At 74.6% G+C, this 15,734-nt stretch carries 11 protein-coding genes; 5 read left to right on the top strand and 6 right to left on the bottom strand.

The genetic code is table 11. The features are described 5' to 3' along the window. Nucleotides 1-126: 126 nt before the first annotated feature. Complete coding sequence (locus tag ACIQVD_RS04620) at nt 127-564, bottom strand: hypothetical protein (RefSeq protein ID WP_400682440.1); 438 nt, start codon at nt 562-564, stop codon at nt 127-129. Between the two features lie 319 nt (nt 565-883). Between ACIQVD_RS04620 and ACIQVD_RS04615 the strand changes: the two genes are divergently transcribed. Beyond that, nucleotides 884-2,173 (top strand): ABC transporter substrate-binding protein, encoded by a 1,290-nt coding sequence (locus tag ACIQVD_RS04615; RefSeq protein WP_400682441.1) that lies wholly within the window; start codon nt 884-886, stop codon nt 2,171-2,173. A gap of 122 nt (nt 2,174-2,295) precedes the next feature. Here the strand turns inward: ACIQVD_RS04615 and ACIQVD_RS04610 are convergent, their stop codons facing one another. Together ACIQVD_RS04610 and ACIQVD_RS04605 are read right to left on the bottom strand one after the other, a co-directional pair. Next, on the bottom strand, nt 2,296-3,429 hold the full coding sequence (locus tag ACIQVD_RS04610; protein ID WP_402286015.1) for a hypothetical protein: 1,134 nt from the start codon (nt 3,427-3,429) through the stop codon (nt 2,296-2,298). A 188-nt stretch (nt 3,430-3,617) separates the two neighbouring features. Beyond that, on the bottom strand, nt 3,618-4,994 hold the full coding sequence (locus tag ACIQVD_RS04605; RefSeq protein WP_030910841.1) for a hypothetical protein: 1,377 nt from the start codon (nt 4,992-4,994) through the stop codon (nt 3,618-3,620). A gap of 255 nt (nt 4,995-5,249) precedes the next feature. On the opposite strand from ACIQVD_RS04605, the gene ACIQVD_RS04600 reads away from it, so the two are divergent. Beyond that, the gene (locus tag ACIQVD_RS04600; protein ID WP_282202264.1) at nt 5,250-5,960 is read left to right on the top strand and encodes a bifunctional DNA primase/polymerase; all 711 of its coding nucleotides are present in this window, start codon (nt 5,250-5,252) and stop codon (nt 5,958-5,960) included. A 603-nt stretch (nt 5,961-6,563) separates the two neighbouring features. Here ACIQVD_RS04600 and ACIQVD_RS04595 read toward each other — a convergent pair. Beyond that, complete coding sequence (locus ACIQVD_RS04595) at nt 6,564-7,262, bottom strand: metal-dependent transcriptional regulator (RefSeq protein WP_400682443.1); 699 nt, start codon at nt 7,260-7,262, stop codon at nt 6,564-6,566. Between the two features lie 201 nt (nt 7,263-7,463). Here ACIQVD_RS04595 and ACIQVD_RS04590 point away from each other — a divergent pair, with 201 nt between their 5' ends. The 3 genes from ACIQVD_RS04590 to ACIQVD_RS04580 all read left to right on the top strand — a co-directional run bounded on the left by ACIQVD_RS04590 (nt 7,464) and on the right by ACIQVD_RS04580 (nt 10,231). Next, nucleotides 7,464-8,213 carry a sugar isomerase domain-containing protein gene (locus tag ACIQVD_RS04590; protein WP_400682445.1) on the top strand — a complete coding sequence of 250 codons (750 nt, stop codon included), beginning with the start codon at nt 7,464-7,466 and terminating at the stop codon, nt 8,211-8,213. Nucleotides 8,214-8,415: 202 nt separating this feature from the next. Next, nucleotides 8,416-9,345 carry a DUF4231 domain-containing protein gene (locus ACIQVD_RS04585; protein ID WP_402286011.1) on the top strand — a complete coding sequence of 310 codons (930 nt, stop codon included), beginning with the start codon at nt 8,416-8,418 and terminating at the stop codon, nt 9,343-9,345. Nucleotides 9,346-9,361: 16 nt separating this feature from the next. Further along, on the top strand, nt 9,362-10,231 hold the full coding sequence (locus tag ACIQVD_RS04580) for an alpha/beta fold hydrolase (protein WP_400682448.1): 870 nt from the start codon (nt 9,362-9,364) through the stop codon (nt 10,229-10,231). Nucleotides 10,232-10,322: 91 nt separating this feature from the next. Here the strand turns inward: ACIQVD_RS04580 and fxsT are convergent, their stop codons facing one another. Further along, the gene (gene fxsT / locus ACIQVD_RS04575; RefSeq protein WP_400682449.1) at nt 10,323-14,321 is read right to left on the bottom strand and encodes an FxSxx-COOH system tetratricopeptide repeat protein; all 3,999 of its coding nucleotides are present in this window, start codon (nt 14,319-14,321) and stop codon (nt 10,323-10,325) included. A 106-nt stretch (nt 14,322-14,427) separates the two neighbouring features. Beyond that, a complete protein-coding gene (locus tag ACIQVD_RS04570; protein WP_400682450.1) occupies nt 14,428-15,681 on the bottom strand; it encodes a TIR-like protein FxsC in 1,254 nt (417 codons plus the stop codon). Nucleotides 15,682-15,734 lie beyond the last annotated feature (53 nt).

Genomic DNA, 15,734 nt, shown 5'->3' with positions numbered 1-15,734 from the left:
GGGGCCCCGTTTCTCGGCTCGGGTGGGTGACGGCGACGGCCCAGCCTGGCACAGATCGACCCGGCACGTGGACGCCGACCGGCATCCGGGACCGCCCGGTCAGCCCGCCGTCAGCGCGCCGGGCGGTCAGCCGCGCGCGGTCAGCCGCCGGAGCTCCGCCAGCGAGCGGGGCGGCAGGTCCGGGTCCTCGCCGTCGCCGGCGGCCAGCCGGTGGTGCGCCTCGCGGGCCGCCCGCACCGCCTCCGGCCAGTCCGGGTGGCCCAGGTAGGCCGCGGCCGGGGCGTCCGCGCCGACCTGGTGCACGATCCGCAGCACCCGCAGCACCGCGCCGTCCACCGCGACCGCCTCGGCGGAGTCCCGGAAGATCGAGCCGACGTACTTCTCCGCCGACCAGCGGTCCAGCCAGGTGTCCTCGACCAGCCGGTACACGGCGTCGGTGACGTCGCCGTACCCGCCGGAGCCGTCCAGCCAGGCCGCCCGCTGGAAGACCGGGTCGGAGAACATGTGCAGCGCCGAGCGGATCCGGGCCCGCCAGCGCCACCAGGGCAGATCACTCAGAGGCATGCCGCCCATCGTGCTGGAGCGGCCGCCCGTTCGAGAAGTGTTTCGGGCAGACCGGTGCGGAGAATCGATGCTGTCGGACACGGGAGCCGATCGTACGTTCCCGACCGGGCCCGGCTCCACATCCGCCCCCGCCGGGGCCCCCGCCACCCCCTCCACGTGCGCCGCCGGGCGGGGGCGCTCCGTGTTACTCCCGCGTTGGCGGTCCGTTCACGCCGCGTCCCTCCCGGCGTGCCCGGTGGCCACCACCCTTGATCCGCCGAGCCTGCGCAACGGAGCACGGGACCACCCGCAGCAGCACGTCCAGGGAGGAAAGAGCGTCATGACGCGGAACGGAACCCCCCAGCCGCCACCCGCCGTCAGCGGACGCCGCCGCTCCACCGCCGCCCTCGCGGCCTCGGCCGCGCTGCTGCCCGCCCTGCTCGCCGCCTCCGCCTGCGGCGGACCCGCCGCCGCCGACGCCGCCGGCCAGGACGTCACCGTGATGACCTGGGCCCCGGCCGACACCGGCGCCGCCGACCGCCCCGGGATGACCGCGCTCGCCGAGGCCGTCGGCCGCGAGCTCAACGACCACGGCGGCCTGGCCGGCCGCCGGGTCCGCGTCCTGACCTGCAACGAGCACGACACCACCGACGGCGCCACCGCCTGCGCCGAACAGGCCGTCGACGCCCGCGCGGTCGCCGTGGTCGGCTCCGCCAGCCAGTACGGCAGCACCTTCATGCCGGTCCTCGAACAGGCCGGCATCCCGTTCGTCGGCGGCTACGGCCTCTCCGGCCCCGAGTTCAGCAGCCCGCTCTCCTACCCGGTCAACGGCGGCCTGCCCGCCCTGGTCGCGGGCAGCGGACGCCAGCTGGTCGAGGCCGGCTGCAAGCAGATCGCGCTGATCCGCCCGGACACCCGGGCCGGCGACGGACTGGTCAACCACCTCGGCGGCGCGGTCGGGCGGGCCGGGATCAAGGTGGTCGACATCAAGGCGCCCGAGAAGTCCAACGACTACTCGCAGGAGGCCCGCCGGGCCATCGGCGACGACAGGCCCGGCAACTGCCTGCTCTCCGCGCTCGGCGCCGAGCCCACCGCCAACCTGCTCGACCCGTACCGCCGCGCCAACCCGAAGAACACCCAGCTCGCCTCCGTCATCGGCTCCTTCCAGCAGTCCGTGGTCGACTCCACCGGCGGCGACAACGGCCCGCTGCGCGGCGCGTACGCCACCAGCTGGTTCCCCGCCGAGTCCTCCGCCGTCTGGGACGGCCTGCGCGCCACCGTCCGCGGCTACGGCAACGGCGCCACCATCGACGTCGCCGACCCCGGCGTGCAGACCACCTGGGTCGCCTACGAGGTGCTCCGCCAGGCCGCCGACCGGATCGGCCCGGGCCGGCCGGTCACCCCCAAGGCACTCCAGGTGGTCCTCGACAGCGGCGACCCGATCGACACCGCCGGCGCCACCCCGCCGCTCAGCTGGGGCGTCGCCGACATGCTGCCCAGCGCCGACTCCCCCCGCCTGGTGAACACCTCGGTCACCTTCCAGCGGGTCCAGAACGGCCGCCTGACCGAGCAGCACCAGGGCTTCACCGACGTCCGCTGGGTGCTCACCGGCGACACGCCCCCGGCGTAGCCCGCCGGGCGGCACACGCGGGCGGCACACGCGGGCGGGACACGCGGGCGGGACACGCGGAAGGGCCGGACCGGGGACTCCCCCGCTCCGGCCCTTCCCGGTGCTCCGGCCCCGCCGGGGGCTCAGAGCTCGCCGGCGCTCTTGTTCGGCAGCCCGGTCTTCCCGGCGATCGCGCCCCACAGCTCCGCGGCCTGCTTCTTCGCCGTGGTGGCGGTGCCGCTCGCCGCGTCGCCGTTGCGGAGGTGGTCGTTGTCCTTGGCCTTGGCCGGGTCGCAGCCGCCGGTCAGGTCGCCCGCCCACTGCGCGTACTCGGAGTCGGCGGTGGCGGACGCCTGCCAGGCCTGCTGGAGCTGGGTGACCAGCTTCGCGCCGTCGGTCAGCTTGTCGACCTTCAGGGCGCCGAGCTTGGTGAGCAGGTCCTGCCGCTGCCCCGCGGCCGCGGTGAGCGCGGCCTGCGAGTCCGGCAGGTTCTGGCACTTGCCGACCGCGGCGACCGCGTTGACCACCGAGGTGCGGCTGGAGCTGGCGGTGCCGAGCAGGTCCGACATGGCCTGCGCCTGGGCCTTCGCCTCGGGGGTGACCCCGGCGTCGCCGCCGTTCGCGCTGGGGGCGGCGCTCTGGGCGGCCGGGGCCCCGCTCTTCGCGGTGTCCTTCGGCTTGTCGTCCCCGCCGCCGGCCAGCACGCCGACCAGCACCGCGACCAGCGCGACGCCGGCCACGCCCGCGCCGATCAGGACCTTCGGGTTCGGCTTGCGGCGGCCGCCGTCCCGGGCGGGCTGCGGCGGGGCGTACGCCTGCTGCTGCGGGGCGCCGTAGCCGCCGTTCCCGCCGTAGGAGGGCTGCGGGGCGTACGCCTGCTGCTGCGGGGCGCCCTGGCCGCCGAAGGTCGCGTCGGAGTAGCCCGGCTGCGGCTGCTGCGGGTAGCCCGGCGGGGGGCCGCCGACGGCCGGGCCGCCGGCCGGGTAGGGCGGCAGGTACTGGGTGGCGCCCTCGTCGCCCGCCGGGGCCTGCGGGGCCGCCTGGGCCTGCTGCCCGGGCGCGCCCCAGTACTCGGGGCTGCCGCTCTGGCCCAGCGGCGGCGCGGACTGCTGCTGCGGGACGGGGGCCTGCGGGGGCGCGGGGGGCTGCGGCTGGGCGTACGGGGGCTGCGCGGCGGCCTGCGCCGGACTGCCCTGGCCGTCTGCGGCGGGCTCCGGGCGGAACAGGTCGTCCAGATTGAACTCGCCGGAGTTGGGATACGAGCGGCGCTGGCTCAACGCGATTCCTCACCTGTGCACGGCACCGGGATCCCGGGCCTTTCGGTTGCCCCGCCGGATTGCTGACGGCGGACCACAACTGCGAGGCCACGGTACCGGTTCACCGGCACAGGTGACTACGTGGGCTGCTGTTCTGTGCTATCGCTTCACGTTCCGCGGCCCGCCGGGGCGGGTCCGGAGCGCGGGCCCTACGCGGCCTCCCCGTCCATCCGGGCGTGGAACTCCCGCACCGCCCGGTGGCCGCGGTACGGCTCCAGCCGGGTGCGGAAGTCGTCCAGGTACTCCACGCCCCGGTTGGAGCGCAGCCCGCTGAGCAGCCGGACCGCCTCGGTGCCGGTCTCGCAGGCGCGTTCCAGGTCCCGTTGCTGGAGCTGGGCGGTGGCGAGCAGGACCAGGTCGACGGCGCGGCGGCGGACCCGGTGCGCGGGGTGCAGTTCGAGCGCGGTGCGGGCGTAGTGCTCGGCCCGCTCGCCCTGCTGGAGGTCCCGGTGGCAGTGCGCCAACTCGTCGGCCAGGTACGCCTCGTCGAAGTGCACGATCCAGTCGGGGTCGTCGGCGGGGTTGCGCCGCTCCATCGCGGCCAGCGCCTTGGCGGCGACGCTCTCGCAGGCGTACGCGTCGCCCAGCAGGGCGTGGCCGCGGGCCTCGGCGGCGTAGAACATCGCCATCGCGGTCGGGGTGGCCACCGTGCGGGCGCCCTCCTGGGCGGCGCGGGCGAGTTGGGCGATCTCCCGGGGGTTGCCGAGGGTCGCCGCGAGGTGGCTCATCGAGGCGGCCAGCACGTAGCCGCCGTAGCCGCGGTCGTCGGCGGCCTGGGCGAGGCGCAGCGCCTGGATGTAGTACCGCTGGGCGAGGCCGGGCTGGCCGGTGTCGACCGCCATGTAGCCGGCCAGTTCGGTCAGCCGGGCGACCGCGCCGAAGAGTTGACGGCCCGTCTCGTCCCGGTAGGAGCCGCCGAGGAAGCCGGAGACCACACTGTTGAGGTAGTGCACCACGACCGGGCGGACGTGGCCGCTGCCGAAGCGGTGGTCGAGGTCGACCAGCATCTGGGTGGTGGCCCGGATCGCCGCGACGTCGGCCAGGCCGACCCGGGTGCCGCCGGTGCGGGCGACCACCGGGTCCGGCGGGGTGATCAGCCAGTCCCGGCTGGGCTCGACCAGGGCGGAGGCGGCGACGGTGGTCCCGGCCAGGAAGTCCCGCTTGCCGACGTCGCTGCGCCACAGCTCGCAGATCTGCTCCAGCGCGGCGCCCAGGCTGGGCGCGAACTGGAGGCCGACGGCGGAGCTGAGGCTCTTGCCGTCGGCCATGCCGATCTCGTCCACGGTCACGCCGCGGCCGAGCTTGCGGCCCAGCGCCTCGGCGATCACCGCGGGCGCCTGCCCGCGTGGTTGTTGCCCGCGCAGCCAGCGGGCGACGGAGGTCTTGTCGTAGCGAAGGTCAAGTCCGTGTTCTGCGCCGCAGAGGTTGACCCGGCGGGCCAGGCCCGCGTTGGAGCAGCCCGCCTCCTGGATCAGCTGCTGCAGACGCTCGTTCGGCTCTCGTGCGACGAGTGGTCTCGCGGCCATGGGATTTTTCCGCCTCCCCAACGCCGTCCGGACCCGACCGGAGGGCGACGACTGTGCAACACCATGCGGAATACCCACGGTGACGTACCCGCTCCCCACGCGCCCGGGTGAATGCCCCTGTGCGCCCCCACTGCGCCCGTTACCGCCCCTGTCCGGCCGAGGGTTTCCGACCAGGATCACCGTCCCGGGTGACAGGGCGCGTCCCGTTCGAAGCGTTCGGCCCCGGGCCGTAACCCGCACTCACGGACGGTAGTTGTGCTGCACGTGGACAACACCCCGGGAGCCCCCGAACCGAACCTGCCGCCGCTGCTGATCGAAGCCGTCCGCTACGCCGAGGACCGGCACTGGGAGGTCGCGCCGGGCGCCTGGCTGCTCGACGGCGACGGCGACGGCCCGGCCCGCTGCTCGTGCGGCGAGGAGCGCTGCGCGCTCCCCGGCGCGCACCCCGTCGGCGACGACTGGCGGGGCCGGGCGAGCGCCGGGCCCGGGGTGGTCCGGAAGTGGTGGACGGAGAACCCGGCGGCCTCGATCCTGCTGCCCACCGGCCGGACGTTCGACGTGCTGGACGTGCCGGAGGTGGCGGGCTGCCTGGCGCTGGCCCGGATGGAGCGGATGGGGCTGCAACTGGGCCCGGTGGTGGCGGTGCCGGCCGCGCCGGGGCGCAGCGGGCGGCGGCTGCACTTCCTGGTGCTGCCCGGGGTGGTCGGCAAGCTGCCGGACATGCTCCGGCAGATCGGCTGGTCCCCGGACCGCCTCGACCTGGTGGCGCGCGGCGAGGGCGACTGGGTGGTGGCCCCGCCGTCCCGGGTCGGCGGGTACGCGTCCGCGCAGTGGGCCCGGCCGCCGTCCGCGCTGAACCGCTGGCTGCCGGACGCGCTGGAGCTGGTCAGCCCGCTCGCGTACGCCTGCGGGCGCGAGGCCGGCGCCCCGCGCTCCGCGCAGCGCCCGGCGGCGGCGGTGCGCTGACCTCCCGAGCGTGCCCCCGGCCGATCCGGTGGGGGGCAGCCCGCGCGACACCCCGCGCGGCCCTGGCGGGCCCGGCCTCCCGATCCGGAGGCCGGGCCCGCCGTTCGTGCACCGCCGGGCCCGCCGTTCGTCCGTCGCGGCCGTCCGGAGCGTGATCTTCCGGAACCGGTCGTCATACCCGCAGGTCAACGGGGGAAGCCCACCGATCGGGTGACATCGCTCAAGGATTGGCCGCGGTTGCCGAGGGGATCATCCTCAGCGTCGGCACGGAACGGAACGGACGGAGCGGAAGGAGCGGGCGGGCCGAGAGCGCGGGGGGCTGCCGGGAGGGCGTTCGGACGGGGAAGCCGGATGCGGCAGCGGGAGGGAGACCGGGGCGGGAGGGAGAGGGGCGGCCGGGCGCGGCCGGGGAGCCGCGCACGACCACCCCGCGACGGGTGGGGACCGGAGGGGAGCAGGGAGGGACCGGAGGGGAGCAGGGGGAGCGGGAGGGAACGCGCAGGGCCCGGTGTGGGGACACCGGGCCCTGCCGCCGTGCGCCGTGCCGCGACCCGCGCCGCACCGTGCGCCCGGCCTTCTCGCCTTCGCGCCTTCTGCTACGTCCTACGCCTGGACGACGAACACGTGCGCGGCGATCTCCTTGCCGAGCTCGGCCGCGCTCTCGCCGGTGCCGACCAGCACGCCGCCGGAGGCCGGGGCGACCCGCACCGTCGCCCCCGGGCGGACGCCCGCCCGGCGCAGGGTGCGCATCAGCTCGCCGTCGGTCTGGATCGGCTCGCCGATCCGGCGGACCACCACGTCCGCGCCGTCCGCGCCGTCCGCGACGGCGACCGTCTCCAGCGTCATCAGCCCGGCGTCGTAGCCCTCGCCCTCGGCCTTGGTGTCGCCGAGCTCGTCCAGGCCCGGGATCGGGTTGCCGTACGGGGACTGGGTCGGGTGGCCGAGCATGGCGAGCACCTTGCGCTCGACCGTCTCGCTCATCACGTGCTCCCAGCGGCAGGCCTCCTCGTGGACCTGCTCCCACTCCAGGCCGATCACGTCGACCAGCAGGCACTCGGCGATCCGGTGCTTGCGCATCACCCGGACGGCCAACTTGCGGCCCTCGCCGGTCAGTTCGAGGTGGCGGTCCTCGGCGACCTGGAGCAGCCCGTCCCGCTCCATCCGGCCCACCGTCTGGCTCACCGTCGGGCCGGACTGCTCCAGCCGCTCGGCGATCCGGGCGCGCATCGGGGTGATGCCTTCCTCCTCCAGCTCCAGGATGGTGCGGAGGTACATCTCAGTGGTGTCGATCAGCCCTGACATCGCGCCTGGCTCCGTTCTTCGGTGTCCTCACCGCCAATTCTGACGCATGGGAATGACAACCGGCTGCGCCCGCCCGCTATGCCCGCCCCCTTTCCGCGCCGGTTGACAGCCGGGTCCGGCACGGGCCACCGTGCACGCCGTAGCTTTCTCCACAGTGTGGTCCAAACCACTGGGCCACCACCGAGCTCGGACGGAGCAGAGATGAGCGAGCTGGTCGGCCGGTACCTGGACGCCGCCGTGGCCCACCTGGAGCGGATCCGCGCCGAGGAGGGGGAGAACATCGAGGCCGCCGCGGAGCTGCTGGCCGAGGCCGTCGAGCACGGCAGGCGGATCTTCACCTACGGCGCCGGGCACTCCTCACTGGCCGCCCAGGACGTGGTCTACCGGGCCGGCGGCCTGGTCGTGATGAACCTGCTCAACGTGCCCGGGATGACCGGCGTCAACGTGATGCCCGCGCACCTGGGCAGCGCCCTGGAGCGGGTCTCCGGGCTGGCCACCACCACGCTCGACCTCACCCCGGCCCGCAGCGGCGACCTGCTGTTCGTGATCTCGCTCTCCGGCCGCCAGGTGATGCCGGTCGAGCTGGCCCAGCACGCCCGCGACCGCGGCCTGAAGGTGATCGGCGTGACCTCGCTGGCCTATCCCGGCGCGGTCACCTCCAACCACCCGTCCGGCACCTACCTCAAGGACCACTGCGACGTGGTGCTGGACAGCAAGATCGGGATCGGCGACGGCGAACTCGACCACCCCGGCGCGGGCGCCCCGTTCGGCTCGGTGTCCACCATCACCACCAGCGCCCTGATGCAGTCGGTCACGGCCGCCGCGATCGCCAAGCTCGCCGACCGGGGCATCACCCCGCCGCTGTTCCGCTCCGGCAACGTGGACGGCGGCACCGAGTGGAACAACAAGGTGATCGCCGACAACGCGGACCGGATCTTCTACGCCTGGTGACCCGGCGGGCGGCCCGCCCCGCCCCGCCGCCCCACCCGCCGCCCGGCCGTCCCCGCCACCCCGCCCGCGGACCCGTCCCATTCGGCCAACTCCGTTGCCGTTCGCGTAAGTTCACCCGGCACGGGGAAGGACTCCCGAGACCGGTGGGACTGCGCTGCGGGGGGCGGGGATGGCGGCTGGTGCGGGGCGTTCGATCGGCTTCGTGCGGGAGCAGGAGCTGCTCCCGGGCGTCTTCTGGGCCGCCGACGGCGCGTCCCTGCAGGGCCAGGCCCGCGCGGTGGCGCTCTCCCGCTGGGAGCTGCTCCTGCTGGTCGGCGCCGCCTTCGCCGGCTCCGCGGACGGCCCGGTCTGGGCCTGGGCCGCCGCCCTCGCCTACCTGGGCGCGCTGTTCATCGCCCTCACCGTCGCCCGGCAGAACCCGCAGCGGCTCTGGTACGACGGCCGGGCGGTCGCCGAGTCGGTGAAGACGCTGGTGTGGAAGTACGCGGTGCGCGCCGACTCCTACCAGCCGCCGCCGCGCAAGCTGCCCGACGCCGAGCGCCTCTACGACGTCCAGCTCTCGGGCATCCTGGGCGAGTTCGACACCGAACTGGTCTCTCCCGGGGTCACCGAGGAGCTGAGCACCTGGCGCGCCCCGGCCCGCCACCCGCAGATCACCGACACCATGGAGCGGCTGCGCGACCAGCCGCTGCCGGTGCGCCGCGAGGTCTACCTGCGCGAGCGGGTGCAGAGCCAGCGCCAGTGGTACCAGGCCAAGGCGATCCAGTGCCGCAACGCCACCCGCCGGGTCGGCCGGCTCGCCGTGGTGCTGCCCGCGCTCGGCCTGCTGCTGGCCGTGCTGCGCGCGCTCGGCCAGTTCGGCTTCGACGCGCTCGGCGCGATCTCGGCCGTCGCCGCCTCGGTCTCCGCCTGGGCCCAGCTGCGCCAGTACCGTCCGCAGGCCGCCGCCTACACCCTGGCCGCGGCCGAACTCTCCAAGGTGGAGGCCCTGTTGGCCTCCGCCGACCTGAACGCGGCGGACGCCGAGGAGACCTGGGCCCGGCTCGCCCGGGACGCCGAGGACGCCATCTCCCGGGAGCACACCACCTGGCAGGCGCGCCGCGAGGTGCGCAGCCTCGACATCCCCAGCTGAGCAGGAGGGCCGCCGCGTGGCGACACGGAGGATCGAGACCCCGGACGGTGGCGTCCTCGCCGTCGAGACGTCCGGAGACCCGTCCGGCCGGCCGGTGTTCCTGCTGCACGGCACCCCGGGCAGCCGGGTCGGCCCGGCCCCGCGCAGCGCCGTCCTGGCCCGGATGCGGGTCCGGCTGATCTCCTTCGACCGGCCCGGCTACGGGGACTCCACCCGGCTGCCCGGCCGCGCGGTGGCCGCCGCCGCGACCGACGTGGCCGTCATCGCCGACGCGCTCGGCCTCGACCGCTTCGCCGTGGTCGGCCGCTCCGGCGGCGGCCCGCACGCGCTCGCCTGCGCCGCGCTGCTGCCCGACCGGGTGCGCCGGGCGGCCACCCAGGTCTCGCTCGCCCCGCGCCACGCGGACGGCCTCGACTGGTTCGAGGGCATGACCCCGTCCAACGAACAGGCTTACCGGCAGGCCGAGTTGGGTCAGCCCCGGATCGCCGGCCAGTTCCAGCTCCGGTCCCGGGTGATCCGCCGCGACCCGGCCCAGCTGATCCGCAACCTGGTCCCCGAACTGACCCCGCCGGACCGCACCGTGGTCGCCGACATCGGCATCCGCCGGATGCTGCACTCGACCTACCGGCAGGCGTTCCGCTACGGCGCCGACGGCTGGATCGACGACGTGCTGGCCTTCATCGCCGACTGGGGCTTCGCGGTGGAGAGCATCCGCGCCCCGGTCCGCCTCTGGCACGGCGCCGAGGACAGGTTCTCCCCGGTCGGCCACTCCTCCTGGCTGGCCGACCACATCCCCGGCGCCCAGCTCTACCTGGAACCGGGCGCCGCCCACTTCGGCGCGCTCAAGGAGATGACCGACGCGATCCGCTGGGCCGCCCACGCGTAGGGCGCCACCGGGCGCGCGCGGCCACCCGCGCGCCCCTGCCGACGCCCGACGACGCCCGCCCCCGCCCGTCTCCGCCCGTCCCCGCCCGCCCTCACAGCGGCTGCGGCTCCAGGTCGCGGTTGCTGCGCTGCCAGCCGCGGGCCGCGACCACCGACGGGTGGTCCTCGCCGAAGAGCTCGACCAGCCCGGCGACCGCCTGCATCCGCAGCGCCTCCGCCTCGTTGCGGCGGCCGGCCTCGCGCAGGGTGATGGCGAGGTTGGCCTGGCAGACCAGGGCGTCGGGGTGGGTGGCGCCGTAGCGGTTGACCAGGCCCTCGTACGCGGTGCGGCCGAGCGCCTCCGCCTCCCGGTGCTCGCCGTTCTCGCCGAGCGCGTTGGCGAGGTTGATCATGGCGTTGAGGACGAACGGGTGGTCGTCGCCCAGCACCCGGGCCAGGCCCGCCGCCGCGGTGCGGCCGTGGGTGATGGCGCCCTCGATGTCGCCGGAGCCGCGCAGGTAGATGGAGAGGTTGTTCTCGCAGGCGAAGGTGAAGGGGTGCTGGTCGCCGAAGAGCCGCCGGTGGCCCTCGTAGGCGTCGGTGGCGATGTCGCGGGCGGTCTCCTTGTCGCCGGCGGCGCTGTGGTCGGCGGCGAGGTTGAGCCGGCAGGCGAGGGCGTCGGCGAAGTCGGGGCCGAACAGGTCGACGTAGCGCTCGTAGGTGCGTTCGGTGAGTTCCCGGGCCTCGGTGTACTGGCCGGCCCGGCGCAGCGAGACGGCCAGCGACTTGGCGTTGCGCAGCTCCTCGGGCAGGTCGGACTGCTGGAGGTCGGCGAAGGCCTCGGTGACCTCCCGCAGGAGTTCCACCGAGCCCTTGTAGTCGCCCATCTCGCGCAGGTCGCGGGCCAGGTTGGACTTGGTGCCCAGGGTGTAGGGGTGGTGCGGGCCGCGGACGGCGGCGTTGCGCTCGACGGTGTCCTGGTCGAGGTCGCGGGCGGCGAGGCTGTTGCCGACCAGGCGGTGGTCGATGGCGAGGTTGTTGGCGACGGTGAGGGTGCGCGGGTCGTCCTCGCCGAAGAGTTCGACGAACTGGTCGTAGGTGTCCTGGTCGAGGGCGAGCGCCTCCTGGAAGCGGTTGAGGTAGCGCAGGTCGGCGGCCATCGAGTTGGCGGTCATCAGGGTGTACGGGTGGTGCTCGCCGAGCAGTTCGCGCTGGCCGACCAGGGTGGCCTGGTTGAGCGCCAGGGACTCGCCGTAGGAGCCCTGGGAGCGCAGCACGTTGGCGATCTGCAGGCGCAGGCTGAGGATCTGCCGGCGCCAGATCTTCTGCTCGACCGGGTCGGGTTCGTTCTCGGAGCGGCTGGTCCAGGCGGTGTCGAGCTGGTGGCCGAGCTGGAGGGCCTGGTCGAGGTCGACGCGCTTCCACAGGTAGCGGACCCGGTCGATGAGCAGTTCGCGCACCTCGCGCTCGTCGCAGTCCTGGGCCCGGGACGGGGTGAGGTGGGGCCAGATCTTCTCCAGGGTCGGCCAGTTGGCGGGGTCGTCGGTGTCGCCGCGCGGGGGCCGGGCGTTGACCAGGATGCGGTGCACCTGGTGCATGGCGAGGTTGCGTTCGCTCTCGCTCATGCCGCTGCGGACGACGGCCTGGACCAGCCGGTGGACCTGGAAGGAGTCGGAGCCGGCGTCGGTCTTGGCCAGCGCGTAGCGGCTGACGGCGCGCAGCACCTTGCCGAGCAGGAAGGTGTCGGTGAGTTCCTCGTCGTACGGGTGGAGGGCGAGCCGCATCTGCTCGGAGAAGAAGAACTGCCGCAGCGAGATCGGCTCGGGCGCGAAGAACGCGCACAGTTCGAGCAGCCGGACCGCGGCGGGGGACTGCTCGCGCAGCCGGGCGATGGAGACGTTCCAGGTGAGGCCGACGGGGGTGGGGTAGTCGACCGGGGTCTCGCCGGCCGCGAGGACCTTGGTGGCCTCGGCCTTGAGCTGGTTGACGTAGGTCTCCACGGGGGTGCGGGTGGTCTCCAGCCAGGCGGCGGCGACCTCGACGGCCAGCGGCAGGTCGCCGACCGCCTCGGCGACCCGGTCGGCGTCGGCGCGGGCCAGGCCGCGGACCCGGCGGGTGAGGTGGTCGACGGACTCGGTGCGGTCGAAGACGTCGACGTTGAGCACGCCGGCCTGGCCGGACCAGCCCTGGTTGCGGGAGGTGACCAGGATGTGGCCGGGGCCGTCGGGGAAGAACCGGCGGATCTCGGCGGGCTCGTCCGCGTTGTCGAAGATCAGCAGCCAGTTGGGGGTCGGGATGCCCTGCCGGAGCGCGTCGCGGGTGGCCTGGGCGGCCTCGCTGACGTTGTCGCCGACCCGCAGTCCGAGCCGCCCGGCGAGGTCGGCGAGGTCGGAGACGACGTTCTCGCTCTGCTCGGCGTCGATCCACCACACCAGGTCGTAGTGCGACATGTACCGGTGGGCGTACTCCAGCGCCACCTGGGTCTTGCCGACGCCGCCGAGGCCGTACAGGGTCTGCGGCGGGGGCAGCACCGCCGTGGTGCCGCCGGCGAGCTGGGCCCGCAGGTCGTCGAGGACCTTGACCCGGCCGGTGAAGGAGTGGTTGCGCTGCGGCACCTCCCAGTAGGTGGGCTTGGTGCCGGGGAAGCGCGGCGCCCCGGGGCTGCGCTCGGGCAGCTCGGCCTCGGTGCGGCCGAGCGCCCGCAGCAGCGCGGTGGCGGCGGCGGCCTCGTCGCGGCCGATCAGGTCGACCGGGTTGCGGTTGTTGTAGGGCGCGTTGAGCCGGACGTCGGAGACCCGGACCGGGATCAGCTGGCGGCGGGCGCCGGCCGGGTCGGCCAGCACGGTGCGGTCCCACAGCGCCTGGGCCTGCGGGGACTGCAGGTAGGAGGCGGAGAGCAGGGCGACGGTGCGGTACGCGGAGTCGATGCCGCGGCCGGTGGCCTCGCGCGGGTTGGCCCCGGCGCCGACGTCGCGCGGGACGACCCGGTAGCCGGCGTCGGCGAGCAGCGCGGAGATCCAGTCCGCCCAGGCCCGGTCCTCGGGGACGTAGCTGAGGTACAGGTCGGCGGGGGCGGTGGGGCGGCGGCGGGCGAAGCCGTCGAGGAAGCGCAGCCGCAGGTCCTCGGGCATCGGCGGCAGCCCGAGCACCTCGCCGCGGGTGATCTCCTTGGTGAGCCGCTCGTTGGCGGCGAGCATCGAGCCGGGCAGCCCGGTCTGGTCGCCGAACGGGGCGAGGATCTCCTCGTAGGCGTAGAACGGCCGGTAGGGGATCTCCACCCCGGCCCAGTAGCGGGCCAGGTCGGCCTCGCCGCGGTCGGCGGGCAGGCCGGCGAACTTGACCCGGGCCAGCGCCCGGCCGGCGTCGGCCTTCTCCTTCTCGCCCTCGTCGATCCGCATCGGGACGGGCAGGATGCGGATGCCGCGGTCGCCGTAGCGGTCCTCGATCACCCGGGCGACCCGGGAGGCGCCGTCGATCGACTGGTCGCTGAGGGTGAAGCAGACCACCAGGTCGTCGGGCATCTCGACGGTGCAGATGTCGGCGGTGTCGGTGAGGCCGGTGCGGCTGTCGATCAGCACGTAGTCGTAGCGGCGCTTCATGTCGGCGCGCAGCGACTGGATGAAGCGGCGGCCCTCGTAGCGCTCGTAGAGCAGGTCCCAGTCGAGACGGGCGACGGAGTAGTCGCGGTTCTGCTGCCCGGCGGGGACGAGGTCGATCCGGCCGGTGCCGGGGAAGTGCGGCCAGGCCAGCGAGAGGGCGTGCGGGTGGATCCGGGCGAAGTCCTCGATCCAGTCCGGGTCCCGGTCGACCGGGCGGCGGGCCTCCTCCAGGTAGTCGCCGAACAGGTCCATGATGCCGGTGGTGGCGGCGACCACCTCGGGGTTGAGGAAGGGCCGGAAGAACTGGGCGAGTCCGGGGGCCTCCAGGTCCCAGTCGACGACCAGCACCCGGCGGCCGTTGGCGGCCAGGATCCAGGCGGCGTTGGCCAGCGCCATGGTGCGGCCGGTGCCGCCCTTGTAGGAGTAGAAGGTGACGATCCGGCCCCGCCGGTCCTCGGTGGTGTCGCGGCGGGGCGACTGGTGCTGCGGGCCCTTCGTCGGCCTCTCGGTCATGACGTTCCCTCCCCCGGGCCCTTGGGTGCCCGTCGTGGTACCGCACGCCGTGCTCACCGGTCGGAGTCCCGACCGCCCGGTGTCCTGCTGCCGTCGTGGGCCCGGCTCAGGGCCCGATGCCGGGTCTGCGGTCGGCCGGGCCGTCCTCCGGGCGGCTCTGGTACCGCTGCTGCTCGTGGGCGGTGCAGGCGCGCATCACGGCGCGTTCCATCTCGCCGCGGAACTCCTCGATGCTGCCGGGCGTGCCGACCGCGGCCTCCTCGCGCAGGGTGGGCCGCCGCCGGGAGCGGCGGCTGACGGTCAGCACGCTGTCGCCGAGCTCGTCGAGCATCCGCTCGTGGTCGAGGTTCTGCTGGTCCCCGCGGTTCCACGGCTCGATGACGGCCACCGAGCCGTGGTTGCGGCGGTCCACCCGGCGCACCGCCTCGGAGCGCCGCCCGTCCAGGAACGCCCACCGGTCGACCAGCAGGACGCAGGGGGCGGCCGGCCGTTCGCCGGTCAGCAGGTGCTCGGACTCCTCCTCGAACTCCCGCACGGTGGGCTGGAACCCCATCCCGCGGGCGATGTCGGCGGCGTCCTGGGCCAGCGGCCGGGAGGAGTCCGGGCGGTAGGGCTGCCAGTCGGCGCGCTGCTCGCCGTAGCAGAGCGGGCTGCGCTGCGGCGGCAGTTCGCGCTCCCGGTAGGAGAACACCGAGATCCGGACCTGGTCGGCGCTGTCGGGCGGGTCGAAGGCGGACGGCTGGGACTCGAAGTCGAGCACCTGCCCGGCCGGGATGACGGTCTGCTCGGCGACGTCGACGATCCGCCGGGCCAGCCGCCACACCGCGGTGTGGTACTGCGAGCTGAACGCGGCGATCTTCATCAGCGCGTACAGGCCCTCGGTGGCGTACTCGGCGCCGAAGCTGTCGTGGTTGAACTGGAGTTCACCGGCCACCCGGGGCAGCTGGTAGTGCTCCATCGAGACCCACAGCGCCGGGACGATGCCGGTCATCCGCTCCGCGGTGGGCCGCCGCTGGTAGACCGAGCGGCGGGTGAACAGGTGCCACTCCCGGCCGCACGCCTCGGACTTGAAGTAGCGCGGCGAGTACAGCGGCACGAACACCCGGCAGGTGGCCAGCTCCCGCGACAGCCGCTCGGCCCACTTCTGCCCCTGGTGCATGGAGCGGTCCATGAACCCGACCGGGTGGCCGGACGGCGCGTCGGTGATCTGCAGGATCGCCTCGCACAGGTCCTGGTGGAGCTTGGCCACCCAGAGGTTGGGGTCGGCGGCGCCGCGCGAGTTGATCCGCGGGGTGTGCGCGTAGCTGAGGAAGAAGTACGGCCTGGGCGCGTCCTTGCGCTGGCCCGCACCGCTGCTCACACGCGCCTCCCCCGAGCCCGCCTGTCACTGTTCCCCCGAAAGGGTCTCAAGTG

The sequence above is a fragment of the Kitasatospora sp. NPDC090308 genome, assembly GCF_044769485.1.
In the GTDB taxonomy this organism is placed as follows: domain Bacteria; phylum Actinomycetota; class Actinomycetes; order Streptomycetales; family Streptomycetaceae; genus Kitasatospora; species Kitasatospora fiedleri.
The sequence above is the reverse complement of the archived record's forward strand: the minus strand, read 5'-3'. Positions and strand labels throughout refer to the sequence as shown.

Bases quoted from the DNA above. Each gene is read 5' to 3' on its own strand.
- ACIQVD_RS04620 (WP_400682440.1), bottom strand. From the start codon at position 564: ATGCCTCTGAGTGATCTGCCCTGGTGGCGCTGGCGGGCCCGGATCCGC.
- ACIQVD_RS04615 (WP_400682441.1), top strand. From the start codon at position 884: ATGACGCGGAACGGAACCCCCCAGCCGCCACCCGCCGTCAGCGGACGC.
- ACIQVD_RS04605 (WP_030910841.1), bottom strand. From the start codon at position 4,994: ATGGCCGCGAGACCACTCGTCGCACGAGAGCCGAACGAGCGTCTGCAG.
- ACIQVD_RS04595 (WP_400682443.1), bottom strand. From the start codon at position 7,262: ATGTCAGGGCTGATCGACACCACTGAGATGTACCTCCGCACCATCCTG.
- ACIQVD_RS04590 (WP_400682445.1), top strand. From the start codon at position 7,464: ATGAGCGAGCTGGTCGGCCGGTACCTGGACGCCGCCGTGGCCCACCTG.
- fxsT (WP_400682449.1), bottom strand. From the start codon at position 14,321: ATGACCGAGAGGCCGACGAAGGGCCCGCAGCACCAGTCGCCCCGCCGC.